The organism is Enterobacter sp. SA197, from assembly GCF_054131575.1.
Map to the genome: position 1 here is coordinate 3,015,573 of NZ_CP096393.1, position 21,052 is coordinate 3,036,624.

At 52.3% G+C, this 21,052-nt stretch carries 33 protein-coding genes; 31 read left to right on the forward strand and 2 right to left on the reverse strand.

The genetic code is table 11. The features are described 5' to 3' along the window. Window positions 1-92: 92 nt before the first annotated feature. Window positions 93-365, reverse strand: coding sequence for a transcriptional regulator (locus M1D91_RS14180; protein WP_437432691.1), 273 nt, complete (start codon window positions 363-365; stop codon window positions 93-95). Between the two features lie 117 nt (window positions 366-482). Between M1D91_RS14180 and M1D91_RS14185 the strand changes: the two genes are divergently transcribed. From M1D91_RS14185 to M1D91_RS14280, 20 genes are all read left to right on the forward strand, one after another. After that, window positions 483-1,202: a LexA family transcriptional regulator gene (locus tag M1D91_RS14185; RefSeq protein ID WP_437432692.1), complete on the forward strand. Its 720-nt coding sequence runs from the start codon at window positions 483-485 to the stop codon at window positions 1,200-1,202. Window positions 1,203-1,621: 419 nt separating this feature from the next. Beyond that, entirely contained in the window at window positions 1,622-1,948 is a 327-nt protein-coding gene (locus tag M1D91_RS14190) for an antitermination protein N (RefSeq protein ID WP_437432693.1), read from the forward strand. A gap of 261 nt (window positions 1,949-2,209) precedes the next feature. Beyond that, complete coding sequence (locus M1D91_RS14195; RefSeq protein WP_437432694.1) at window positions 2,210-2,401, forward strand: antirestriction Ral family protein; 192 nt, start codon at window positions 2,210-2,212, stop codon at window positions 2,399-2,401. 38 nt (window positions 2,402-2,439) lie between these two features. Continuing rightward, window positions 2,440-2,634, forward strand: a complete 195-nt coding sequence (locus M1D91_RS14200; RefSeq protein WP_437432695.1) for a hypothetical protein — start codon at window positions 2,440-2,442, stop codon at window positions 2,632-2,634. 156 nt (window positions 2,635-2,790) lie between these two features. Beyond that, window positions 2,791-2,988, forward strand: coding sequence for a hypothetical protein (locus M1D91_RS14205; RefSeq protein WP_437432696.1), 198 nt, complete (start codon window positions 2,791-2,793; stop codon window positions 2,986-2,988). A 147-nt stretch (window positions 2,989-3,135) separates the two neighbouring features. Beyond that, a complete protein-coding gene (locus M1D91_RS14210; protein WP_437432697.1) occupies window positions 3,136-3,345 on the forward strand; it encodes a cell division protein FtsZ in 210 nt (69 codons plus the stop codon). Window positions 3,346-3,417: 72 nt separating this feature from the next. Continuing rightward, window positions 3,418-3,714 (forward strand): host-nuclease inhibitor Gam family protein, encoded by a 297-nt coding sequence (locus tag M1D91_RS14215; RefSeq protein WP_437432698.1) that lies wholly within the window; start codon window positions 3,418-3,420, stop codon window positions 3,712-3,714. Further along, entirely contained in the window at window positions 3,714-4,613 is a 900-nt protein-coding gene (locus tag M1D91_RS14220; RefSeq protein ID WP_437432699.1) for a recombinase RecT, read from the forward strand. Before M1D91_RS14215 ends, M1D91_RS14220 begins: the two co-directional genes overlap by 1 nt. Continuing rightward, window positions 4,606-5,088: a siphovirus Gp157 family protein gene (locus M1D91_RS14225; RefSeq protein WP_437432700.1), complete on the forward strand. Its 483-nt coding sequence runs from the start codon at window positions 4,606-4,608 to the stop codon at window positions 5,086-5,088. The genes M1D91_RS14220 and M1D91_RS14225 overlap by 8 nt, the downstream gene beginning before the upstream one ends. An 8-nt stretch (window positions 5,089-5,096) precedes the next feature. After that, complete coding sequence (locus tag M1D91_RS14230; protein ID WP_437432701.1) at window positions 5,097-5,525, forward strand: regulator; 429 nt, start codon at window positions 5,097-5,099, stop codon at window positions 5,523-5,525. Further along, entirely contained in the window at window positions 5,522-5,746 is a 225-nt protein-coding gene (locus tag M1D91_RS14235) for a TraR/DksA family transcriptional regulator (protein WP_437432702.1), read from the forward strand. The genes M1D91_RS14230 and M1D91_RS14235 overlap by 4 nt, the downstream gene beginning before the upstream one ends. Further along, entirely contained in the window at window positions 5,743-6,273 is a 531-nt protein-coding gene (locus M1D91_RS14240) for a hypothetical protein (RefSeq protein ID WP_437432703.1), read from the forward strand. Before M1D91_RS14235 ends, M1D91_RS14240 begins: the two co-directional genes overlap by 4 nt. 180 nt (window positions 6,274-6,453) lie before the next feature. Beyond that, on the forward strand, window positions 6,454-6,915 hold the full coding sequence (locus M1D91_RS14245) for a hypothetical protein (RefSeq protein WP_437432704.1): 462 nt from the start codon (window positions 6,454-6,456) through the stop codon (window positions 6,913-6,915). 2 nt (window positions 6,916-6,917) lie between these two features. Beyond that, window positions 6,918-7,175 (forward strand): hypothetical protein, encoded by a 258-nt coding sequence (locus M1D91_RS14250; protein WP_437432705.1) that lies wholly within the window; start codon window positions 6,918-6,920, stop codon window positions 7,173-7,175. Next, on the forward strand, window positions 7,172-7,918 hold the full coding sequence (locus M1D91_RS14255) for a DUF551 domain-containing protein (RefSeq protein ID WP_437432706.1): 747 nt from the start codon (window positions 7,172-7,174) through the stop codon (window positions 7,916-7,918). The genes M1D91_RS14250 and M1D91_RS14255 overlap by 4 nt, the downstream gene beginning before the upstream one ends. Window position 7,919: 1 nt before the next feature. Beyond that, window positions 7,920-8,114 (forward strand): hypothetical protein, encoded by a 195-nt coding sequence (locus M1D91_RS14260; RefSeq protein ID WP_437432707.1) that lies wholly within the window; start codon window positions 7,920-7,922, stop codon window positions 8,112-8,114. Between the two features lie 60 nt (window positions 8,115-8,174). After that, complete coding sequence (locus tag M1D91_RS14265; RefSeq protein WP_437432708.1) at window positions 8,175-8,744, forward strand: hypothetical protein; 570 nt, start codon at window positions 8,175-8,177, stop codon at window positions 8,742-8,744. 52 nt (window positions 8,745-8,796) lie between these two features. Further along, complete coding sequence (locus tag M1D91_RS14270; protein WP_437432709.1) at window positions 8,797-9,297, forward strand: HNH endonuclease; 501 nt, start codon at window positions 8,797-8,799, stop codon at window positions 9,295-9,297. An 18-nt stretch (window positions 9,298-9,315) separates the two neighbouring features. Continuing rightward, window positions 9,316-9,558: an excisionase family protein gene (locus tag M1D91_RS14275; RefSeq protein ID WP_437432710.1), complete on the forward strand. Its 243-nt coding sequence runs from the start codon at window positions 9,316-9,318 to the stop codon at window positions 9,556-9,558. A gap of 48 nt (window positions 9,559-9,606) precedes the next feature. Beyond that, on the forward strand, window positions 9,607-10,896 hold the full coding sequence (locus M1D91_RS14280; protein WP_437432711.1) for a tyrosine-type recombinase/integrase: 1,290 nt from the start codon (window positions 9,607-9,609) through the stop codon (window positions 10,894-10,896). 29 nt (window positions 10,897-10,925) lie between these two features. On the opposite strand, the gene fliE is transcribed toward M1D91_RS14280, so the two are convergent. Continuing rightward, window positions 10,926-11,246, reverse strand: a complete 321-nt coding sequence (gene fliE, locus M1D91_RS14285; protein WP_437432712.1) for a flagellar hook-basal body complex protein FliE — start codon at window positions 11,244-11,246, stop codon at window positions 10,926-10,928. A gap of 227 nt (window positions 11,247-11,473) precedes the next feature. Between fliE and fliF the strand changes: the two genes are divergently transcribed. The 11 genes from fliF to fliP all read left to right on the forward strand — a co-directional run bounded on the left by fliF (window position 11,474) and on the right by fliP (window position 21,052). After that, the gene (gene fliF, locus M1D91_RS14290) at window positions 11,474-13,162 is read left to right on the forward strand and encodes a flagellar basal-body MS-ring/collar protein FliF (protein WP_437432713.1); all 1,689 of its coding nucleotides are present in this window, start codon (window positions 11,474-11,476) and stop codon (window positions 13,160-13,162) included. Continuing rightward, entirely contained in the window at window positions 13,152-14,159 is a 1,008-nt protein-coding gene (gene fliG, locus M1D91_RS14295) for a flagellar motor switch protein FliG (RefSeq protein WP_437432714.1), read from the forward strand. The genes fliF and fliG overlap by 11 nt, the downstream gene beginning before the upstream one ends. After that, window positions 14,152-14,859, forward strand: a complete 708-nt coding sequence (gene fliH, locus M1D91_RS14300) for a flagellar assembly protein FliH (protein WP_437432715.1) — start codon at window positions 14,152-14,154, stop codon at window positions 14,857-14,859. The genes fliG and fliH overlap by 8 nt, the downstream gene beginning before the upstream one ends. Then, window positions 14,859-16,229, forward strand: a complete 1,371-nt coding sequence (fliI, locus tag M1D91_RS14305; protein ID WP_437432716.1) for a flagellar protein export ATPase FliI — start codon at window positions 14,859-14,861, stop codon at window positions 16,227-16,229. The genes fliH and fliI overlap by 1 nt, the downstream gene beginning before the upstream one ends. A gap of 21 nt (window positions 16,230-16,250) precedes the next feature. Then, window positions 16,251-16,694: a flagellar export protein FliJ gene (gene fliJ, locus M1D91_RS14310; protein ID WP_437432717.1), complete on the forward strand. Its 444-nt coding sequence runs from the start codon at window positions 16,251-16,253 to the stop codon at window positions 16,692-16,694. Continuing rightward, window positions 16,691-17,926 (forward strand): flagellar hook length control protein FliK, encoded by a 1,236-nt coding sequence (gene fliK, locus M1D91_RS14315; RefSeq protein ID WP_437432718.1) that lies wholly within the window; start codon window positions 16,691-16,693, stop codon window positions 17,924-17,926. The genes fliJ and fliK overlap by 4 nt, the downstream gene beginning before the upstream one ends. Before the next feature lie 104 nt (window positions 17,927-18,030). Further along, a complete protein-coding gene (gene fliL / locus M1D91_RS14320) occupies window positions 18,031-18,507 on the forward strand; it encodes a flagellar basal body-associated protein FliL (protein WP_437432719.1) in 477 nt (158 codons plus the stop codon). Window positions 18,508-18,511: 4 nt separating this feature from the next. Then, a complete protein-coding gene (gene fliM, locus M1D91_RS14325; protein ID WP_437432720.1) occupies window positions 18,512-19,516 on the forward strand; it encodes a flagellar motor switch protein FliM in 1,005 nt (334 codons plus the stop codon). After that, window positions 19,513-19,932, forward strand: coding sequence for a flagellar motor switch protein FliN (gene fliN / locus M1D91_RS14330; protein ID WP_437432721.1), 420 nt, complete (start codon window positions 19,513-19,515; stop codon window positions 19,930-19,932). The genes fliM and fliN overlap by 4 nt, the downstream gene beginning before the upstream one ends. A gap of 8 nt (window positions 19,933-19,940) precedes the next feature. Further along, entirely contained in the window at window positions 19,941-20,315 is a 375-nt protein-coding gene (gene fliO, locus M1D91_RS14335) for a flagellar biosynthetic protein FliO (protein ID WP_437432722.1), read from the forward strand. Then, window positions 20,315-21,052, forward strand: a complete 738-nt coding sequence (fliP, locus tag M1D91_RS14340) for a flagellar type III secretion system pore protein FliP (protein WP_437432723.1) — start codon at window positions 20,315-20,317, stop codon at window positions 21,050-21,052. Before fliO ends, fliP begins: the two co-directional genes overlap by 1 nt.

A 21,052-nucleotide genomic window follows, 5' to 3' on the forward strand; every position in this document is an offset into this window, starting at 1 on the left:
AAAAGGCCGTGCGCATACAGGCGCAAGCCATGTTGATTTGTTTGTTTGAAGCGCCCTTTTTCAGGGCTGAGATGTGATAAGAGCGGTGTTGCTTAAGCTGCTTTGCTACCAGAAGCTTTTCTTACGGGTGGAAAAGCAATCGCTTCTTTGGTTACAGGTTTTGGAAAGCGGAAATTCAAAGTTGCGTTGGCAATGTCACTTGCCTTTTTAGCTGAAGCTCCGCGATATCCATAAGCCAGCTGGTCCAGATTCCCAGGAGTGGTATTTGCAAGCGCTGCCAGCTTTTCCCAATCTTTCCTGGAGGCCTGTTTTCTCCAGCGCAGCAGGTCATTCATTTGTTCAAACTGCTTTACGTTGGTTTCCATAGGTGCTCCATCTGCTAATGCACAAAAGGGATATTAGCGCCATGCTAAATTTAAATCAAGGGAGAGTTTAGCTTTATGCATATTTATCGCCGTGCTAAAAAGTGGGATGATTTATGCATGGATATAAAAGACATCAGGCGGAGCAATCTCCGCTACCAACAGAACGCTGCGATCCGTAGCGGGATATCAAAAGCAGACTTCGCAGAAAAGGTCGGCACCTCTGCATCTACGATAAGCCAGATACTTGGCGATAAGGCCGTCAGAAATTTAGGTGATGACCTCGCTCGTAAAATTGAGAGCAATTTAAACCTTCCGCATGGATGGCTTGATCAAACTCACCCAGAGGTTGAGGAAAGCGGTCTAAAAGATGAAGCAAAAATAATAGGCGGAATTGAGCCTTGGGATAGCGACACATCACTGGATGATGATGAAGTTGAGATTCCGTTCCTGAAAGAAGTACAGTTGGCAGCAGGAGCTGGAAGCGCGTTTAGAGAAGACCATAATGGATATAAGTTGAGATTTGCAAAATCAACACTTCGAAAATTAAACATACATTACAGCAATGCCGTTTGTGTAGAAGTAATAGGGAATAGCATGGAGCCAGTGCTCCCCAACGGAGCAACAGTGGGGGTTGATACTGGCTGTAAAGAAGTAAAAGACGGGAAAATGTACGCGATAGATTACGGCGATTTGCTTAGAGTAAAATTGTTATACGCAATGCCCGGAGGAATGCTAAGAATCAGAAGTTACAACAGCGACGAGCACCCGGAAGAAATTAGACCATCTTCAGACATTCGTGTCATAGGTAGAGTTTTCTGGTCTTCAGTTACGTACTAACCACAAATCAGCACCATAATCCAACCCGCTTCGGCGGGTTTTTTATTTTCATAAAACCCTCACTCCTTCCTCGCTAAATTATTTCCCATTTAAAAACATTCATTTAGCAAAATATGCTAAATTTTTAGCATAAGCATCTTGCGCAGAATTTAGCATGGTGCTAATTTTATCCCATCAGCAGGACGCACTACTCACCAGGACGGTGATGCTCATTAAAATCTGGCGCTGAAAAAGCGCAAACATTCAAAGCAGCAAGCTTTGGGGTGTGACGATATTGGCCGCAGGTGACCAAAGAAGGATAAGGCTTGGACAAAGCAAACTCCATCAGCGGAATGACCGACGAAGGGTCACGACTGATCACCGTGATATCTATCGAAAGACTGCCGTCACACCACCAAAGCTAACTGACAGGAGGATGTATGAACTCACAATCACGTCGCCGCGACCGCCGCGCAGATAAACAGGCTGAGTGGAAAGCTGCAAACCCCTTGTTGGTTGGGGTGAGCGCAAAGCCTGATAACCGCCCTCTTCTCTCTCTTTCTCGCAAGCCTAAATCACGCGTAGAAAGCGCTGTAAGCCCGATTGATTTAAACGAGCTGGCTCAGTATCGGGAGCAGTTAGAAAACCGCGCTGCGGTAGTTGAGCGCAAGAATCATCTCACCTGGTACAGCAAGCCGCGCACTGAAATGGGCGTGACCTGCACCGGCCGTCAGAAAACGAAAGGCAAATCCATCGCATTAATCTGAGGTGGCATATGAAGAACAGAATCAAGTGCCCGGTATGCGGTCGGGATTTCGACCCGAGAACGCCGGTATGCCACATCAGCAGATATCACCAGGCCTCTAAGAATTGCGAGCTGGAGAAGATACGCGATGCACGTCGGCAGCATTTCAACCAGCTCCCCAGGGGCTGACGGTAAACAAACAGAGAGGTGGGTATGGAAGACGAAATTGAAGAGTTTGATGAGCATCCACAGGATGACATGAGCCAGTACCAGGACTATCCGTATGAGTACGATTACTGATTCTGATGCTTACAAATGGTGCAGCCAGTTCAATAAATGCAAAGGCTGCAAACTTGATTCTGAATGCGCTGTCGGGCCAATGGATAAAGACCCATACATTAAAGATGGAGTGATTATCGACCCGTGGGCCATACGGACAACAGAAATGATTAAACGAGAATTGGCTGCCAAATAGGCGGCCTTTTTTATCGGGTAACTACAGAGGGTAAGGCGATGAAAAGCAGTCTATTAACAAGTGATATTGAAAAAGATAAGGCCAATGAGATTAGCGAAATCATTTTTCAGGCACTGCAGGAAATCGATCCCGCAGAGTTTAAAGATGATGACTCTGGCGGCCAGGAGCGGGCGTCAGGGCTAGCTGATCAAATATCTGAACGCTTAGTGCTTAAAGGTGTATCTGTCGACTAACCCGCTCCGGCGGGTTTTTTATTACCTCATACCCAGGCTCATTTACGAGTGAGCCACGTTATGAAAGCGGCTATCCACCGCGGAAAAAATACAGCAAGCGCCCCTGGCGCGAGGTCTTTAAACGTTCAGCGGCCCGGCTTAAGGGCGGATATGATTATGAGCAAAGCACGGCCAACACCACGCCTGACTGAGCCAGAAATGGCTAAGCTGGCAGTTAAGACGGTTCAGGAATTTGTTAATGCCTGCCACTGCCAAAACGAAGATGACGTCCTGCTGGCGTTAAGTTTCTGGCTGAATGTTGGCATTGATGCCGGTGAGCTTGTTCAGCATGGGCAAAAGGTGGTCCTGCAATGATGACAGTTACTCACAAAGGCCTTCAGTACACCGTTACAAGGACAACAGAACACGAATGGAAGCTCACTCTGGTAGACAATCCACGCTGGTCAAAAACGATGAGCCGTGACCAGTTAATATTGGCTGGAATATGGGAGCAGATGGAAAATGATGTCTCATTACGGAATGACACCGCTAATTCGACAGTGCATTAAGCCTGGAATGTTCGCGCTGGTAAATGGACGGACCTACCGGGTATCAGCTGTTATTCATGAAAAGAAAAGCGTTTATCTTCACACTGCCGCAGAAATAATCCGCGTTGAGCATTGCGTACTTGATGTCCTCATAGACGGTTTCGGCAACCCCATTATTCACTAACCCCATCCCCCATTAATTCACTGGCAGCAATTACGCGGCGGCTATCGTGTACACGTTATTCAGGAGTTCAGCATGAACGCTTATTACGCCCTGGACCGGATTGAGGAACAGTCATGGATTGTTGCCCAGCACCAGATTGAATGCACGGAACGCATCAATGAGCTGGCAGATGACCTTGAGAAAGCGCTCAAGCAGAGATTCCTGGAAGACATGTGCCTTTCAGAGCTACAGCGCCTCGGGGCCAGTAAACAGGCAATTTCACGCGCTTTTGATGATGATGTTGATTTTCAGGAGCGAGCAGCAGCTTTTTTAAGACTGATGTCGGAGGTAATAGCCCAGCACCAGATTGATATTGAAGGAGAGCAGTGATGAGTGGTTTCAACATCGTCGAGTTTGTTCAGCGGCAGGAGCCGCTTTTTGTCGGAGCAGCGACAGGACAGGAAGTCACATGGGCTAAGGAAAGTCAGTTTGCCATCCAGCTTTTTCAGAAAAACGACTTCCTCGCAAAGACAGCTATCAGCAACCCTACCAGTGCGCAGAACGCGATCATAAACGTCGCAGCCATCGGCATCACGTTAAACCCGGCAAGCAAACTGGCGTACCTGGTCCCGCGCGATGGCATGGTTTGTCTCGATATCAGCTATATGGGCCTTCTACACCTGGCGCAGTCAACCGGGTCTATAAAGTGGGGTCAGTGCAAACTGGTTTACTCAAAAGACACCTACGAATCAAACGGACTCGATAGCGCACCAACGCACAAATATAACGCTTTCGGTGAGCGCGGCGAGATTGTAGGTGGCTACTGCACGGTTAAAACTCCTGACGGTGACTATCTCACGGAAGAGATGAGCCTGGCAGAGATTAAAGCAACGGAAGCCACAAGCAAGGCCAAGAATGGGCCGTGGAAGAACTTTTGGGAAGAGATGGCCCGTAAGACCATCGTTAAGCGAGCATCGAAGTACTGGCCCCGCGCAGAGCGTCTGGATAACGCTATTCACGTCATCAATGAGGATGAGGGGGTATTTCAGGAGCCGGTAATGCCGCATAAGTCAGAGGAAGATATCAGGGAAGACGAGCGCCGCCTTCAGCAGGAAATTATGGATAAAGTGCAGGCGCTTTGTGACGACATGGCCCAGGCGGAGACAATGGATGACCTGAAGCGAATCTTTGCGGATGCTTATAAGCGCACTGCTGGCATGAAGCTGCAGCAGAATGTCCAGGCCATTTATGCAGAGTGTAAGAAAAAGCTGGAGGTGAGCAGTGAGTAAGCTTTATGAAATCGCCAATAGCTACGCAAAGCTGATGGACTCTGACTTTGATGCTGATGAGATTGCAGACACTCTTGAAGGAATGGAGGGTGAGCTGTCCGATAAGATTGAGCAGTTGCTGGCTATCTGCAAAAACGAGTCGACGTATGCGGAGCGCCTCAGGGATGAGGCAAAGAACCTGACTGAGCGAGCTGTATGCATTGAGAACAAGGTTGCTAATATACGCGCCTACATCGCCACATCGCTCGAAACAGCTGGTAAGAAATCAATCCGAGCTGGTATTCACCAGGTGACAGTCCGGGCGCCGTCACGTTCTGTAGAAATTACTGACAGCGCACTCCTCCCTCATGAATACGTCGAATACGACACGGTTATTAAAGCGAATAAGCTCGCCATCAAGCATCAGATTGAGGCTGGAATTGACGTGCCTGGCGCGGCCCTGAAGGTAGGTAAACCATCTCTGATTATTAAGTAGGAGAGAATATGAAGAAATGCCCCTTCTACCGCCGCCCGGGTAAGAAAGGGAAATTCACCGGACTCAAGGAGCGAGTCATCTGGATGATTCAGACACGCGGCGCACCAGTCACCGGCGCTGAAATCGCAGAAAAGTTTGGCATCACCCTCATAGAATTCAACCGCACCGCCAACACGTTAACCCGCGGTGACGGACAGATAGTAAAAGTTATCGCCTCCCCCACATGGAAGACAGAGACAGGGATTGTCGACCGACACTTCAGCATTGAAAGCCAGCCAAAACTCCTCTCCCCCTCAGGAAAGGAAAAGACTTTCACCCGCAAAGGCAAAGACCAGGCCGCCAGAAATCAGCAGAAAGAATGCATAGCCCGCGCCGCTCGCCGGGCTCGGCTGATTGCTGCCGGTCTTTATATTGACGAATTTGAGGATGTCCTATGACCGCTGAGATTATTGACCAGGCCAGCGCACTCGAAGAATTGATGCGCGAGAACGCCATTAAAGCACACCGCATTAATCACGCTGCTGTATCTGCCATCTACTGCGAGGAATGCGACGAGCCTATCCAGGAAGGACGGCGCATTGCGGTGCCGGGCTGTAAGACATGCGCGGATTGCCAGCAAATCATCGAACTCAAAAATAAGCAGCGGGGGATGCTATGAAACAGGTAACGATGGAAAGCGTTAAAGAGCGTATTGCGCGGATTGAAAGTGGCGCTGCGGCAATAAAACCAGGCGGCATGGAATTAAGTCTTCAGCATGAATTTGAGCTTGCCTGTCTGCGCGAGCTGGTAGCAGTGACTGAGCAGCGCGACGCGGTGGTGGCGGAAAGTTTGGTGCTGAATGCTGCGGCAAAAAAAGTAATCAAGATGAACCGTCAGCACGCAAAAGACCAGCACGGGAATCCAGACATTGCTGAATCATGGGCCTGCGTAAAGGTTTTGCGCGAAGCTCGGAAAACCCCCGCCACCGACGCCGCAATCGCAGCCCTGCGAGCAGAAGGGGTGGAGATGGCTATCGAAACCGCTAAGCCATTTATTGCCAGCGAATACCAGTATTCAGATTTTGAAGCATGCGTATCTGCGTCTTTTAAGTATCCAGAAAGTGACCTGTTTGGGAAAGTTGAAATGGTCGAATGGCTTGAAGATTTCGCCCGCCAGCTTCGCGAGAGCAAAGGAGCGCAGTCATGATTACCGGCACCAGTAATTTCGACGAAGTACCAGAGGTTCAATGCAACATATGCGGTGGTTATTACAAGGCTGACGAACCCGAGCAGCATGAGTGCGAATTACCTGAAATCGAGTGTGAAATTTGCGGGTTTAAAAGTACGTCGCCTGACGGCGCGCACTATTGCTGCGAGGACAATAGCAATGATTAGCAACGAACAGATTCAGGCACTCAAAGCGGCTGCTGAGGCTGTCAAAGAAACGGCACACATCGCCCGATACACGAAAGCTATGGTAGCGCGGCAGGACTTCAAGGAAGCAGCAACGCCGGAAGCAATTCTATCCCTTCTGGCAGAGCGTGAGGCGGATAAGGCGCTGATTGCGGAACTTAGGTCTGATGTAGAAGACGCAGAGCATCGCAGAGATATGACACTGAAAAACTCCGACGCTTTATTTACTCGCATCATCGAACTGGAGTCCCGCAAGCTCATCGTTAAGTTGCCAAATGATGAGGATGGACAGCCGTATGGGTTCTCCAAATGGGCTAACCATAAATTACCCTCCGAAACGGGAACCATGACCATTTCGCGTTGCGAAGATTCATGGCGAGAGGCGTTTAACGTATTCGCTGCCGCCGCTGGCATCACTTTAGTCGTGGAGGAGTGAAGATGGGAATTAAGCAGATATGGGATGGTAAAGACCTTCCTCCGGTAGGGTGCCACGTGCTGATTGAGCTGGCATCATACGGCATCCATGAATATGAAGTTACGGGTTATGAAGTGCGCAAGTCGGTCATTGAAGAAGAAAGACGCAAGGGAATTTTTGTCGTTTGCATTAACGTCAAATTCCCTGGCAGCAACTCTACCAATCAGCGTTTTCTTGATGAGGTTTTCCCACTTGATTACCGTGAGGAAGTTAAGAAATGACCACACAATTATCGAAAGAGCGGCTGGCGCATATCGCCAACTTTCACCGTGCCATGACGCTACCTCCGTCGCATGAAGAAATCGAAGCAATGGCCCGCGCACTCCTGGCGGCATACGAGCAAGAGCCGGTGGCGTACAGGATTGGTGGCTATTACTTAATGCACGCTGCTGACCCAAAGGTTGACAACTATAGCTCAGCCGAACCGCTCTACACCCACCCAGCGCCATCAATCCCGGCAGCGGTGCCGGAAGTGCGCAACTTCAACTTTGACGACTTCATGTTTGGCGTTCGGCGCAATCCTCCATTCCGTGGTGAAACGCTGGCAGACAATCTGAAAGATGACGCGGTAGCGCTGATTGAAGAGGCATTCCGCGCCGCCATGCTCCAGGCTACACCACGAAGTGATGAGCGCTTGATGGAAGTGCCAACGGATAGCGAGATGCTTCTGGAGATTGAGGGAATCATAGCGCGTGATGACTGGATTCCGGTAAGCGAGCGTTTGCCAGATGCTGGCGAGGTGGTGCTGGTTTATACGCCACCTCAGCCAGGCGAATATCCTGGCGGAAATAGAATTGAATTTGACTATATCGACCCCGATAGCGACGACCCGACATACTGGTTTGCGCACGGAGAAAATTACGAGCACTTTTGCATGGTGGCTTGCGATGGCATGACGGGGCCAACTGAACACGCACCGTACACCCACTGGCAACCTTTGCCAGCACCGCCGAAGGGGGTGTGATGTGGAAAAACAAACAATTGTGATCCGCGCAAACAGTAAAGAGATGGCTGAAAAGCTGTATCGCGGAGTTTGGGCTGTATGCCCTGATGCTGACATTCAACTCCATTGGCCTGGTATGAATGTAGCTTACGGGCGCCAGGCTTCATCATTCAAGGGTTCTGCGACGATGATGGGATCGGCATGCCCAGTAAATTAAAACAGCGCCGCTACAAGACAGCCTCGCCAATGCGGGGCTTATTTATTTCTGGAGGATGTGATGACACTTTTAGAATTGCTGGTACAGGAATTGCCCAAGCGTGGCGGATGGCCGGATGGATATGATGTGGCCTCTATCAATCATTACGGCTGTGTTTGTTTCTACATCACTAGCCTCAACGGAAACGCTACCGGATATGTGACTGACATACACACATCGGAGAATGGTCGCATGACTCGCGAGCAATACGAAGCAGCACTGGCCGCAGCGAAGAAACCTGTATGGAAAGGTGAGGATTTACCGCCGGTTGGGACTGAGTGTGAAACCTTACATTGCTTCGTCGGCTCGGAATGGAAAAGAGTAATCATAAAGTGGAGTGATGAAAATCAATTTCTGTATGAATGGGTTAGACAGGGGCATCCAGTTCATCACATGTTAGCTTATGTAGGTCAGCATAAATTCCGCCCTATCCGCTCAGAAGCCGATAAGAAGCGCGATGAATCCACCAAAGTAATTGCTGACTCATTATTCAAGGATGGTGACTTTGACTACAAAGAATCATTGCGGTTAGCAGGGTTTGTATACGGTGACATAGCAGCCGGCAAAATCCCCGGCGTCCGCATCGAATAACCATCGCATCAACACTGACCGCCTACGGGCGGTTTTTTATTGGAGAAAATTCATGTCTGTTAGCAGAAAGGAAAACGCATCTTACGAAGAGGTCGCATCTTCCTTTGAATACGACCCATCGACCGGTCTTTTCTACAGAAAGAAGAGCCGGGGCTCATATAGGGGTTGCTGGACAAAGGGTTCAAAACATAACGCTGGATATAGATTTTTCATCATAAATGGCAAGAGACATTTGGCGCATAGGATTGCATTTTTGCTCTACTACGGATGTTACCCATCTGGAGTTATCGACCACATAAATGGAATTAAAGATGACAACAGGATAGAGAATCTTCGCGACGTTAGCCAAGCGGAGAACATGAAGAATCAAAAGATAGTCCTTGAAAGGAAGAGTAAGTTTTCTGGATGTTTTTTATCTTCAAGAAAAAACAAATGGAGGGCTGAGGCAAGAATAAATAGTAAGAGATTTGGCCTTGGAACGTTCGAAACAAAAGAAGAGGCACATGAGGCTTACATGCTCTTTATGAAAACAAAATTCACCTCGACGAATTAATTTTCCCGGAGATAACCAATGAATGACGTGTCTTTAGTTGTCCCCAATGAATGGGTGACAGAGCAAAAGCTGACTGAGCTAACCGGATTGCGCCCGGGTACGATAGAGGCGGCACGTAAAAAATCATGGCTTGTCGGCAGGGAGTATCTTCACATCGCCCCGGATGGCGAGCCCAAGCCAAACAGCGAATGCATGTACAACCGCAAGGCTATTGATCAATGGGTCGAGAGCTTCAGAAAAAAACAGCCAGGTGCGCGTTGATGATGAACCGTTTATTCTTAACACGCTCTTGGGCGTCAGGAGGGTTGTATGAGTAAGTCATACCCAACAGGCGTTGAAAACCACGGCGGATCACTTCGCATATGGTTCATTTATGAAGGACGGAGGGTAAGAGAGAATCTGGGAGTAGCCGACACCCCAAAGAACAGAAAGATGGCTGGAGAACTCCGGGCGTCGATAAGCTTCGAAATTAAAACCGGCAGATTCAATTATGCGGCGCAATTTCCCAACTCCCCTAACCTGTCCAGGTTCGGCGTTGCAGAAAGGCAGATTACGGTTTCAGAGCTTTCGGCACGGTGGCTGGAGCTGAAGAAGGTAGAAATATGCTCCAATGCTCACGGTCGATACCGCTCAGTGATGAGGAACATGCTACCGAGGCTGGGTCCATCTCGCATGGTTTCATCGTTCACCAAGGAAGACATGATGAACATACGCCGGGAACTGTTGACCGGATATCAGATACTGAAGAAGGGTCATACCACGCCGGTAAAAGGTCGCTCAGTGCCTACTGTAAACAATTACATGGGCGTGGTGTATGGGCTGTTTCAGTTTGCGATTGATGGTGGGTATATAAAGGAAAGCCCGTTCAATGGCATGGCACCGCTCAAGAAGTCACGGCCTGAACCTGACCCGCTGACAACTGATGAGTTTACCCGGCTGATTGATGCTTTCAGGCATCAGCAGGTGAAAAACATGTGGTCACTTGCGGTTTATACCGGATTGCGGCACGGTGAGCTTGTTTCTCTTGCATGGGAAGACATCGACCTGGTGCAGGGAACCATTACGGTTTCGCGCAACCACACTCTCACGAATGAGTTTACGTTTCCCAAAACTGAGGCCGGGACGGACAGGAAGGTTTATCTGGTAGACGCTGCAATACGGGTGCTGAGAAACCAGGCTGAGATGACAAGGCTTGGGGCTACGCAGGAGGTAGAGGTGAAAACGAGGGAGTACGGACGGTCGGTAATGCATCAATGCACATTTGTCTTTAATCCGAAGATTAGTGCGTTAAACGGTCGCTCTGGGAATCACTACTCGGTTAGCTCAATAAACCAGGTATGGAGGGAGGCCTTAAAAAGGGCTGGACTGAGGCACCGCAATGCTTATCAGTCCAGGCACACCTATGCATGCTGGTCGTTGTCTGCGGGAGCTAACCCGAACTTTATAGCAAACCAAATGGGGCATGCGGATGCTCAGATGGTTTACAAAGTTTATGGCAGATGGATGGCTGATAACAATCTGGATCAGATCGCAATTCTTAACCAGAAATTATCAAGTTTTGCCCCACCCATGCCCCATGCAGTTGGATCGAACCAGTAAACGCATTTAAATACAGTAACTTAACTCTATTAAACTTGCATGTTCATCACTTCCTGATACGCAGACACCAACTTGTTGCGCACCTGGATGCCCATTTGCAGCGAAATGGATGATTTTTGCAGATCGGTCATCACGTCATTTAACGCAACGCCCGGCTCACCGAGGGTGAATTTTTCAGCCTGAGTGCGCGCAGCGTTTTGCGTGTCGCTGATCCGATCCAGCGCGGCATGCAATTGCCCGGCAAAACTGACGTTTTGCACGCTGTCGGCGTTGTCAACGCTTTGATTTTTCGCGATTCCTGCCGTCGCCTGCAGCTGACTGACAACGCTTTCAATACCCTGTACTGCCATGGATTTTCCCCGGATGGTTTGATACCTGGACAAGACTACCAGTTTGTCAATGCGATAATGGCGGTAAATAACGATAAAAAACCAGGTTATTTGAAGCATAGAAAATTCCGAATCATCAAATAATGGCACTGCCATGTTAATGGTCAAATGTCGAGTTTGCCGACCCGGGAGTCTGTTTTGCTTCACTACTCAAATAACAACATCCACCCTGAGTTAAGAGGTGCACAATGAGTGCGACTTCAGCGACTGCACCACAGAATAAATCTCTGGAGTGGATGAACCGCTTACGTGCCAACCCCAAAATTCCATTAATGGTAGCGGGCGCTGCCGCCGTTGCCATCGTTGTGGCGATGGTGCTATGGGCAAAAAGCCCGGATTACCGCACGCTGTATAGCAACCTGTCCGACCAGGACGGGGGGGCTATCGTCACCCAACTGACCCAGATGAATATCCCCTACCGCTTCGCTGAGAACGGCGGTGCGTTAGAAGTGCCTGCCGATAAAGTGCATGAACTGCGTCTGCGCCTTGCGCAGCAGGGATTACCAAAAGGTGGAGCGGTAGGGTTTGAGCTGCTCGACCAGGAAAAATTTGGTATCAGCCAGTTCAGCGAACAGGTGAACTACCAGCGTGCACTGGAAGGTGAACTGGCACGGACCATTGAAACCCTCGGTCCGGTGAAAGGCGCGCGCGTCCACCTCGCTATGCCTAAGCCGTCGCTGTTCGTGCGCGAACAAAAATCCCCGTCTGCCTCCGTCACGGTCAATCTCGAACCGGGTCGTGCGATGGATGAAGGCCAGATTAGCGCCGTGGTTCATCTCGTCTCCAGCGCGGTGGCGGGTCTGCCACCGGGCAATGTCACCGTTGTCGATCAGGCAGGTCGCCTGCTGACCCAGTCGAACACGGCAGGCCGCGATCTCAATGACGCCCAGCTTAAATATGCTGCGGATGTCGAAGGACGCGTTCAGCGCCGCATTGAATCCATCCTGGGTCCGATTGTGGGCAACGGTAATATTCATGCGCAGGTCACAGCGCAAATCGATTTCGACAACAAAGAACAGACCGAAGAGCAGTATCAGCCAAACGGCGATGCCTCTCGGGCGGTGCTGCGTTCGCGCCAGACCAATGAAAGCGAACAGATTGGTGGACAGTATCCGGGCGGCGTTCCGGGTGCCCTCTCTAACCAGCCTGCACCGCCCAATACGGCACCTATTACGACGCCACCGGCTAATCAGCAACAGAATGGGCAGCAGAATGGTCAGCAGCAGACGACATCAACCACCAATGCTGCCGGGCCACGCAATACCACGCGTAATGAAACGGCTAACTATGAAGTCGATCGCACCATTCGTCACACTAAGATGAATGTCGGCGACATTCAGCGCCTCTCCGTTGCCGTGGTGGTGAACTATCGCACCCTGGCAGATGGCAAGACCGAAGCGCTGACGGCCGATCAGATTAAGCAGATTGAAAATCTGACCCGTGAAGCGATGGGCTATTCAGAAAAACGTGGCGATACCCTGAACGTGGTTAACTCACCGTTCAACACCACCGAGGATGTGGGTGGTCAGCTACCGTTCTGGCAACAGCAGGCGTTTATCGATCAGATGCTGGCTGCGGGCCGTTGGCTGCTGGTGCTTATCGTTGCCTGGTTGTTGTGGCGTAAAGCAGTACGTCCACAGCTGGTTCGTCGTCAGGAAGAGGCGAAAGCGATTCAGGAAGAGCAACGTGCACGTGCTGAAATTGAAGAGTCCGTTGAAGTACGCCTGAGTAAAGATGAGCAGCTCCAGCAACGCCGCAGCAATCAGCGCATGTCGGCGGAAGTCATGAGCCAGCGCATTCGTGAAATGTCTGATAACGATCCGCGCGTTGTGGCGCTGGTCATTCGCCAGTGGATGAGTACCGAAAATGAGCAATAATGCAGCCCCTCTTAGCGGGACGGATAAAAGCGTCATCCTGTTGATGACCATCGGCGAGGACCGCGCGGCAGAGGTGTTCAAACACCTCTCGCAACGGGAAGTACAGCATCTCAGTACCGCCATGGCCAGCGTCAAGCAGATTTCCAACAAGCAATTGATGGATGTTCTGCAGGAGTTTGAGAGCGAGGCAGAACAGTTTGCCGCACTCAATATCAACGCCAACGACTACCTGCGCTCCGTGCTGGTTAAAGCGCTCGGCGAAGAGCGTGCGGCCAGCCTGCTGGAAGATATTCTCGAAACCCGCGACACCACCAGCGGGATCGAGACGCTCAACTTTATGGAGCCGCAGAGTGCCGCCGATGTTATTCGCGACGAGCACCCGCAGATTATCGCCACCATTCTCGTCCACCTCAAACGTGGTCAGGCGGCCGACATTCTTGCCCTGTTTGATGAGCGTCTGCGTCATGACGTAATGCTGCGTATCGCCACCTTCGGCGGCGTTCAGCCTGCGGCACTGGCTGAACTGACCGAAGTGCTGAACAACCTGCTCGACGGTCAGAACCTCAAGCGCAGCAAAATGGGCGGCGTAAGAACAGCGGCAGAAATTATCAACCTGATGAAAACGCAGCAGGAAGAGGCGGTCATTACCGCGGTGCGCGAATTCGACGGCGAGCTGGCGCAAAAAATTATCGACGAGATGTTCCTGTTCGAAAACCTGGTGGATGTGGACGATCGCAGCATTCAGCGTCTGCTCCAGGAAGTGGATTCCGAATCCCTGCTGGTTGCACTGAAAGGTGCCGAGCCACCGTTGCGCGACAAGTTCCTGCGCAACATGTCGCAGCGTGCGGCAGACATCCTGCGCGACGATCTGGCCAACCGTGGTCCGGTGCGTCTGTCTCAGGTGGAGAACGAACAGAAAGCTATCCTGCTTATTGTTCGTCGTCTGGCAGAAACCGGCGAGATGGTAATTGGCAGCGGCGAGGATACCTATGTCTAATGATTTGCCGTGGAAAATCTGGAAACCCGAGGATCTGGCTATCCCCGTGCCTGCTTTCGCCCCCGCGTTTGTCGAAGAGGGCGATGCGGTAGAAGAGCACGCTGAAGACGAACTCTCTGCGGAGGAGAAACGTCAGCAGCAGCTTGCACAGATCCAGATGCAGGCGCACGAAGCGGGTTATAACGCCGGTCTGGCGGAAGGTCGCCAGAAAGGCCAGGAACAAGGTTACCAGGAAGGTCTTGCACAGGGACTGGAAAATGGCGTCAACCAGGCGCGTCAACAGCAGGCCCCCCTGCATGCCCGTATGCAGCAACTGGTCAGCGAATTCCAGTACACGCTTGATGCGCTCGACAGCGTTATCGCCTCTCGTCTGATGCAGATGGCGCTTGAAGCCGCCCGTCAGGTGATTGGTCAGACGCCCTGCGTTGACAACACGGCACTGATTAAACAGATCCAACTGCTGCTCCAGCAGGAGCCGCTATTTAGTGGCAAACCGCAGCTGCGCGTCCATCCGGATGATTTGCAGCGGGTGGAAGAGATGCTTGGCGCAACCCTGAGCCTGCACGGCTGGCGGTTACGCGGCGATCCGACGCTTCATCCGGGCGGCTGCAAAGTCTCTGCCGATGAAGGTGACCTTGATGCGAGCGTGGCGACACGCTGGCAGGAACTGTGCCGCCTGGCAGCACCAGGAGTGGTGTAATGACCACACGTCTGAACCGTTGGCTGAATACGCTGGATACCTTTGAAGCCCGGATGGCGCAACTGCCCTCCGTGCGTCGTTATGGTCGCCTGACCCGTGCGACCGGTCTGGTGCTGGAAGCGACAGGCCTGCAGTTGCCGCTGGGTGCAACCTGCATTATTGAGCGTCATGACAAAGGTGAAATGACGGAAGTCGAAAGCGAAGTTGTCGGCTTTAACGGTCAGCGTCTCTTCCTGATGCCGCTTGAAGAGGTGGAAGGTATTTTACCTGGCGCACGCGTTTATGCCCGCAGCGCCTCTGCGGATGGTCTGCACAGCGGCAAACAACTGCCTCTCGGCCCCGCTCTGCTTGGCCGTGTGCTTGACGGTGCGGGTAAACCGCTTGATGGCCTCCCCTCCCCGGACACCACTGAAACCGGCGCGCTTATCACCCAGCCGGTAAACCCGCTCCAGCGTACGGCTATCGAACACGTGCTTGATACCGGCGTGCGCGCTATCAATGCGCTGCTGACCGTTGGCCGTGGTCAGCGTATGGGCCTGTTTGCGGGTTCCGGGGTCGGTAAAAGCGTGCTGCTCGGCATGATGGCGCGTTACACCGAAGCTGACGTAATTGTCGTCGGGCTGATTGGTGAGCGTGGACGTGAAGTAAAAGATTTCATTGAGAACATCCTGGGGGCTGAAGGCCGTGCACGTTCGGTCGTCATTGCCGCCCCTGCGGATGTCTCTCCTTTATTACGTATGCAGGGCGCGGCCTACGCTACGCGCATCGCCGAGGATTTTCGCGATCGCGGTCAGCACGTCTTGCTGATTATGGACTCCCTGACCCGTTACGCCATGGCCCAGCGTGAAATCGCGCTCGCCATCGGTGAACCGCCTGCAACCAAAGGCTATCCGCCGTCGGTATTCGCCAAACTGCCAGCCCTCGTTGAACGTGCGGGCAATGGCGTCAGCGGTGGCGGCTCGGTAACGGCGTTTTACACCGTTCTGACCGAAGGTGATGACCAGCAGGATCCGATTGCCGACTCCGCGCGCGCCATCCTTGATGGACATATCGTCTTGTCACGCCGTCTTGCCGAAGCGGGTCACTATCCGGCTATCGACATTGAGGCGTCCATCAGCCGTGCCATGACCGCGCTGATTACGGAAAAACATTACGCGCGGGTCAGAAATTTCAAGCAGTTGTTATCAAGTTTCCAGCGCAACCGCGACCTGGTAAGCGTAGGTGCCTATGCGCGCGGCAGCGATCCGATGCTGGATAAAGCCATCGCACTGTGGCCCCAACTGGAAGCGTTTTTGCAGCAAGGTATTTTTGAACGTGCAGGATGGGAAGATTCTGTTCAGTCCCTTGAACTTATCTTCCCGACGGTCTAATCCACCTGGAGAGCGACGATCATGACGCAAAATAGCGCGTTAACGACGCTAAAGGATCTGGCAGAAAAAGAAGTAGAAGACGCGGCACTGAAGCTTGGAGAAATGCGCCGCGGTTGTCAGCAAGCGGAAGAGCAGCTGCGTATGCTGATGGATTATCAGCATGAGTACCGTAATAACCTCAATACCGACATGAGTCACGGGATTGATGCTCAGCGCTGGCAAAACTATCAGCAATTTATTCTGACGCTGGAAAAAGCCATCGAACAACACCGTCAGCAGTTAGCGCAGTGGTCCCAGAAAGTGGACAGCGCCCTGGACTGCTGGCGAGAGAAAAAGCAACGCCTTCAGGCCTGGCAGACGTTGCAGGACAGACAGGCAGCCGCCCTTCTTCAGGCGGAAAACCGACTCGATCAAAAGAAAATGGATGAATTTGCCCAGCGCGCATCCCAGAGGAAATTTGAATGATCACCCTGCAAACAATGCTTACAACAGATGGGGATGCAACCGCAGGAAGCCTTAGCGGGAAAGCAGGCGGCGACGCAGCCCAGGATTTTCTTGCCCTGCTTGCCGGAGCGCTCGGCGGTGTAAACGCGGCCGGTGAAGATGCCGGTGCGACGCTTTCACTGACGGACCTGCAAAATGCGGGAGGAAAATCTGCGAAGAATCTGCGTGCGCTTGTTGCTGATAACACCGGCACACCGGCGCAAAAGCTGGCTGCATTGCTGGCCCGCGAGACATCAGACGCAGCGTCGCTGTCAGCCGATGAATCCGTCCAGATGCAGCATTTGTTGTCGGGTCTCTCGCCGACCGCGAAGAGTGATGTCCTTGCTGCGCTGACCAAAAACAGCAAGAGCAGCGATGACACGAAAACCACATTAAGTGACGAAGAGATGTCCGGCCTGAGTGCATTGATGGCGATGTTGCCTCATCAGCAAACGGCCCAGCTGACGCCGAAAGTCCAGACCACTGACGCCTCCGTGAGCGCCACAGTGGCGGCCTCCGGCACCCCTAATGCCTCCTCTCTGACCGGTAAAAACAGCGATCTCTCCGGACTTGCGACCCAGTCAAAAGCAGAGGGTGCACAAACGCAGCAAACCTTCTCCTCTCTGGATGATGCATTCCAGTCGGCCGCTGCTCTGGCGGTAAAGAAAGAGGCGGATAGTGCCAGCCAGACGGTGAACACAACCACCAGCCTTGCGCCGGTCATCAGCCAGGCATCATCAGCCCAGGCCAGCGCCCCGGTGTCGGCCGCGGTACTCAGCGCACCGCTTGGCAGCAATGAATGGCAACAGACATTGAGCCAGCATGTGACCCTCTTCACCCGTCAGGGGCAGCAAAACGCCGAACTGCATCTGCACCCGGAAGAGTTGGGCAAAATTCAAATCTCGCTTAAAATTGATGATAACAATATGGCGCAGTTGCAGATGGTGTCACAGCATAGCCATGTGCGCCAGGCGCTGGAAGCGGCCCTGCCCACCCTGCGCACCTCTCTGGCGGAAAGCGGGATCCAGTTGGGCCAGAGTAATATCAGCAGCGAAAGCTTTGCGGGTCAGCAGCACGCTTTCTCCGATCAACAACAGTCATCCCGGTCAGGCCGCAGCACGCCTTTTGCCACTGAAGATGATGAGCCGCTGATTACTCCGGCAAGCCTGCAATCTGCGGCTCGTGGTAACAGTGCGGTTGATATCTTTGCCTAAACGCCAGAGGTAGCATGATTATCCCCGTCTTTTCCACCCTTTGACGCGAACAGGACACGGGATAATCAGCCTATCAGCAGTACCTAACAGGAAGCATGTATCAGATGACTGACACCGCTATAACCAAAAAACGTAAGCGTTCAATCTGGATCCCGCTGTTGGTGTTAATCACCCTTGCTGCATGTGCCACGGCGGGCTATAGCTACTGGCGCATGCAACAGCACCCGGATTCGGATGCCAAAGCAGAAGCCGAAGCGCCACCACCGCCCCCGGCACCGGTCTTTTTCGCTCTGGATACTTTTACGGTCAATCTGGGCGATGCGGATCGTGTGTTGTACATCGGTATCACGCTGCGTCTGAAAGATGACCTGACGCGCGCAAGGCTGAGTGAGTATCTGCCGGAAGTTCGCAGCCGTTTGCTGCTGCTCTTCTCCCGTCAGGATGCGTCACAGCTAGCAACCAATGAGGGGAAAGAAAAACTTTCCGCCTCGATTAAAGAAGCGCTCGCAGCACCGTTAGTGCCAGGACAGCCGAAACAGGAAGTCACTGACGTGCTTTATACAGCTTTCATTTTGCGGTAAAGACATGGGCGATAGCATTCTTTCTCAGGCCGAAATCGATGCGCTGCTCAATGGAGACAGCGATAAGAGTGATGATCCGAAACCGGGTGTAGGTGGCGACACGGATATTCGCCCCTATGACCCTAATACCCAGCGTCGTGTCGTTCGTGAGCGACTGCAGGCGCTGGAGATCATCAACGAACGTTTCGCGCGTCAGTTCCGTATGGGGCTGTTCAACCTGTTGCGTCGTAGCCCGGATATTACCGTCGGTGCCATTCGCATTCAGCCGTACCATGAGTTTGCGCGTAACTTACCCGTACCCACTAACCTTAACCTTATCCATCTCAAACCGTTGCGCGGGACCGGACTCTTTGTCTTCTCTCCAAGCCTTGTGTTTATTGCCGTGGATAACCTGTTTGGTGGTGACGGACGTTTTCCGACGAAAGTGGAAGGTCGTGAGTTCACCCACACTGAGCAGCGCGTCATTAACCGTATGCTGAAGCTGGCGCTGGAAGGCTACAGTGACGCATGGAAAGCGATTCACCCGCTGGATGTTGAGTACGTTCGTTCAGAGATGCAGGTGAAATTTACCAATATCACCACCTCCCCTAACGATATTGTTGTCAACACGCCGTTCCATGTGGAAATTGGCAACCTGACCGGTGAATTTAATATTTGTTTGCCTTTTAGCATGATCGAACCGTTGCGCGAAGTGCTGGTGAACCCGCCGCTGGAGAACTCCCGTTCTGAAGATCAGAACTGGCGTGATAACCTGGTTCGCCAGGTGCAGCACTCCGAACTGGAGCTGATTGCTAATTTTGCTGATATATCACTGCGACTGTCGCAGATACTTAAGCTCAAACCCGGTGATGTCCTGCCGATCGATAAACCCGATCGCATCATTGCGCATGTGGACGGAGTGCCTGTACTCACCAGCCAGTACGGCACGCTTAACGGTCAGTACGCCTTGCGTGTCGAGCATTTGATAAACCCGATTTTGAATTCGCTGAATGAGGAACAGCCCAAATGAGTGATATGAACAATCCGTCCGATGACAACAACAATGCAATGGACGATCTGTGGGCTGACGCGTTAAACGAACAAAAAACCACCACCAGCGGCAACAAAAGCCCTGTAGATGCCGTGTTCCAGCAACTGGGCGGTGGTGATGTCAGCGGCAGTCTTCAGGATATCGATCTGATTATGGATATCCCGGTCAAACTGACTGTCGAACTGGGCCGCACCCGGATGACCATTAAAGAGCTGCTGCGTCTGACGCAGGGGTCAGTGGTCGCCCTGGACGGTCTGGCCGGTGAGCCTCTGGATATTTTGATCAACGGTTACCTTATCGCGCAGGGTGAGGTTGTGGTGGTGGCAGATAAATACGGTGTTCGTATTACCGATATCATCACCCCGACCGAACGTATGCGCCGTCTGAGCCGCTAAGTCCCGATATGAAAACCCAGGCCACGGTGACACAACCGTCTGCCGTACCCGGTTCGCCACTGCTGCAAGTCAGTGGCGCACTGGTGCTGATTATTGCCCTGATACTCGCTGCGGCCTGGATTGCCAAACGCACCGGCTTTGCGGGTAAAAACGCAGGCGCTCGCGGGTTGAAAATCAGCGCCAGTACCTCCGTTGGCCCGCGCGAGCGAGTGGTCATCGTCGATGTCGATGATGCGCGACTGGTACTGGGGGTCACGGCCGGGCAAATCAATCTGCTTCATAAACTGCCTCCTGCACCTGTCGAACCTGAGAAGGTGAACGAGAAGACCCCGGACTTTCAGTCCGTGATGAAGAATTTGCTTAAGCGTTCCGGGAGATCCTGATGCGCCGTTTGTTACCTTTCGCGCTGGCCGGCTTAGGCCTGGTCGCCCCTGCCGCTTTTGCCCAGCTTCCCGGACTCGTCAGCCAACCCCTCGCAGGCGGAGGCCAGACCTGGTCTTTACCGGTGCAGACGCTGGTTTTTATCACCTCCCTGACCTTCCTGCCCGCCATTTTGCTGATGATGACCAGTTTCACTCGCATCATTATCGTCTTTGGCCTGCTGCGAAATGCGCTGGGTACGCCTTCTGCGCCGCCAAACCAGGTATTGCTCGGACTGGCGCTGTTTCTGACCTTTTTTATTATGTCTCCGGTCATCGATAAAATTTATACCGAGGCCTATCAGCCTTTCACTGAGAGCAAGATTTCGGTGGATGTGGCACTGGAGCGCGGGGCACAGCCGCTGCGTGAATTTATGATGCGCCAGACCCGCGAAGCTGACCTTGCGCTCTTTGCCCGTCTGGCAAACAGCCCGCCAATTCAGGGCCCTGAAGCCGTGCCGATGCGGATACTGCTCCCCGCCTATGTGACCAGCGAACTGAAGACGGCGTTTCAGATTGGCTTTACCATTTTTATTCCGTTTCTGATTATTGATCTGGTTATCGCCAGCGTGCTGATGGCGCTCGGGATGATGATGGTGCCTCCGGCCACCATTGCGTTGCCCTTTAAGCTGATGCTGTTTGTGCTGGTGGACGGATGGCAACTGCTGGTCGGTTCACTGGCCCAGAGCTTTTACAGTTAG

Bases quoted from the DNA above. Each gene is read 5' to 3' on its own strand.
- M1D91_RS14180 (WP_437432691.1), bottom strand. From the start codon at position 365: ATGGAAACCAACGTAAAGCAGTTTGAACAAATGAATGACCTGCTGCGC.
- M1D91_RS14185 (WP_437432692.1), top strand. From the start codon at position 483: ATGGATATAAAAGACATCAGGCGGAGCAATCTCCGCTACCAACAGAAC.
- M1D91_RS14190 (WP_437432693.1), top strand. From the start codon at position 1,622: ATGAACTCACAATCACGTCGCCGCGACCGCCGCGCAGATAAACAGGCT.
- M1D91_RS14195 (WP_437432694.1), top strand. From the start codon at position 2,210: ATGAGTACGATTACTGATTCTGATGCTTACAAATGGTGCAGCCAGTTC.
- M1D91_RS14200 (WP_437432695.1), top strand. From the start codon at position 2,440: ATGAAAAGCAGTCTATTAACAAGTGATATTGAAAAAGATAAGGCCAAT.
- M1D91_RS14205 (WP_437432696.1), top strand. From the start codon at position 2,791: ATGAGCAAAGCACGGCCAACACCACGCCTGACTGAGCCAGAAATGGCT.
- M1D91_RS14210 (WP_437432697.1), top strand. From the start codon at position 3,136: ATGATGTCTCATTACGGAATGACACCGCTAATTCGACAGTGCATTAAG.
- M1D91_RS14215 (WP_437432698.1), top strand. From the start codon at position 3,418: ATGAACGCTTATTACGCCCTGGACCGGATTGAGGAACAGTCATGGATT.
- M1D91_RS14220 (WP_437432699.1), top strand. From the start codon at position 3,714: ATGAGTGGTTTCAACATCGTCGAGTTTGTTCAGCGGCAGGAGCCGCTT.
- M1D91_RS14230 (WP_437432701.1), top strand. From the start codon at position 5,097: ATGAAGAAATGCCCCTTCTACCGCCGCCCGGGTAAGAAAGGGAAATTC.
- M1D91_RS14235 (WP_437432702.1), top strand. From the start codon at position 5,522: ATGACCGCTGAGATTATTGACCAGGCCAGCGCACTCGAAGAATTGATG.
- M1D91_RS14240 (WP_437432703.1), top strand. From the start codon at position 5,743: ATGAAACAGGTAACGATGGAAAGCGTTAAAGAGCGTATTGCGCGGATT.
- M1D91_RS14245 (WP_437432704.1), top strand. From the start codon at position 6,454: ATGATTAGCAACGAACAGATTCAGGCACTCAAAGCGGCTGCTGAGGCT.
- M1D91_RS14250 (WP_437432705.1), top strand. From the start codon at position 6,918: ATGGGAATTAAGCAGATATGGGATGGTAAAGACCTTCCTCCGGTAGGG.
- M1D91_RS14255 (WP_437432706.1), top strand. From the start codon at position 7,172: ATGACCACACAATTATCGAAAGAGCGGCTGGCGCATATCGCCAACTTT.
- M1D91_RS14265 (WP_437432708.1), top strand. From the start codon at position 8,175: ATGACACTTTTAGAATTGCTGGTACAGGAATTGCCCAAGCGTGGCGGA.
- M1D91_RS14270 (WP_437432709.1), top strand. From the start codon at position 8,797: ATGTCTGTTAGCAGAAAGGAAAACGCATCTTACGAAGAGGTCGCATCT.
- M1D91_RS14275 (WP_437432710.1), top strand. From the start codon at position 9,316: ATGAATGACGTGTCTTTAGTTGTCCCCAATGAATGGGTGACAGAGCAA.
- M1D91_RS14280 (WP_437432711.1), top strand. From the start codon at position 9,607: ATGAGTAAGTCATACCCAACAGGCGTTGAAAACCACGGCGGATCACTT.
- fliE (WP_437432712.1), bottom strand. From the start codon at position 11,246: ATGGCAGTACAGGGTATTGAAAGCGTTGTCAGTCAGCTGCAGGCGACG.
- fliF (WP_437432713.1), top strand. From the start codon at position 11,474: ATGAGTGCGACTTCAGCGACTGCACCACAGAATAAATCTCTGGAGTGG.
- fliG (WP_437432714.1), top strand. From the start codon at position 13,152: ATGAGCAATAATGCAGCCCCTCTTAGCGGGACGGATAAAAGCGTCATC.
- fliH (WP_437432715.1), top strand. From the start codon at position 14,152: ATGTCTAATGATTTGCCGTGGAAAATCTGGAAACCCGAGGATCTGGCT.
- fliI (WP_437432716.1), top strand. From the start codon at position 14,859: ATGACCACACGTCTGAACCGTTGGCTGAATACGCTGGATACCTTTGAA.
- fliJ (WP_437432717.1), top strand. From the start codon at position 16,251: ATGACGCAAAATAGCGCGTTAACGACGCTAAAGGATCTGGCAGAAAAA.
- fliK (WP_437432718.1), top strand. From the start codon at position 16,691: ATGATCACCCTGCAAACAATGCTTACAACAGATGGGGATGCAACCGCA.
- fliL (WP_437432719.1), top strand. From the start codon at position 18,031: ATGACTGACACCGCTATAACCAAAAAACGTAAGCGTTCAATCTGGATC.
- fliM (WP_437432720.1), top strand. From the start codon at position 18,512: ATGGGCGATAGCATTCTTTCTCAGGCCGAAATCGATGCGCTGCTCAAT.
- fliN (WP_437432721.1), top strand. From the start codon at position 19,513: ATGAGTGATATGAACAATCCGTCCGATGACAACAACAATGCAATGGAC.
- fliO (WP_437432722.1), top strand. From the start codon at position 19,941: ATGAAAACCCAGGCCACGGTGACACAACCGTCTGCCGTACCCGGTTCG.
- fliP (WP_437432723.1), top strand. From the start codon at position 20,315: ATGCGCCGTTTGTTACCTTTCGCGCTGGCCGGCTTAGGCCTGGTCGCC.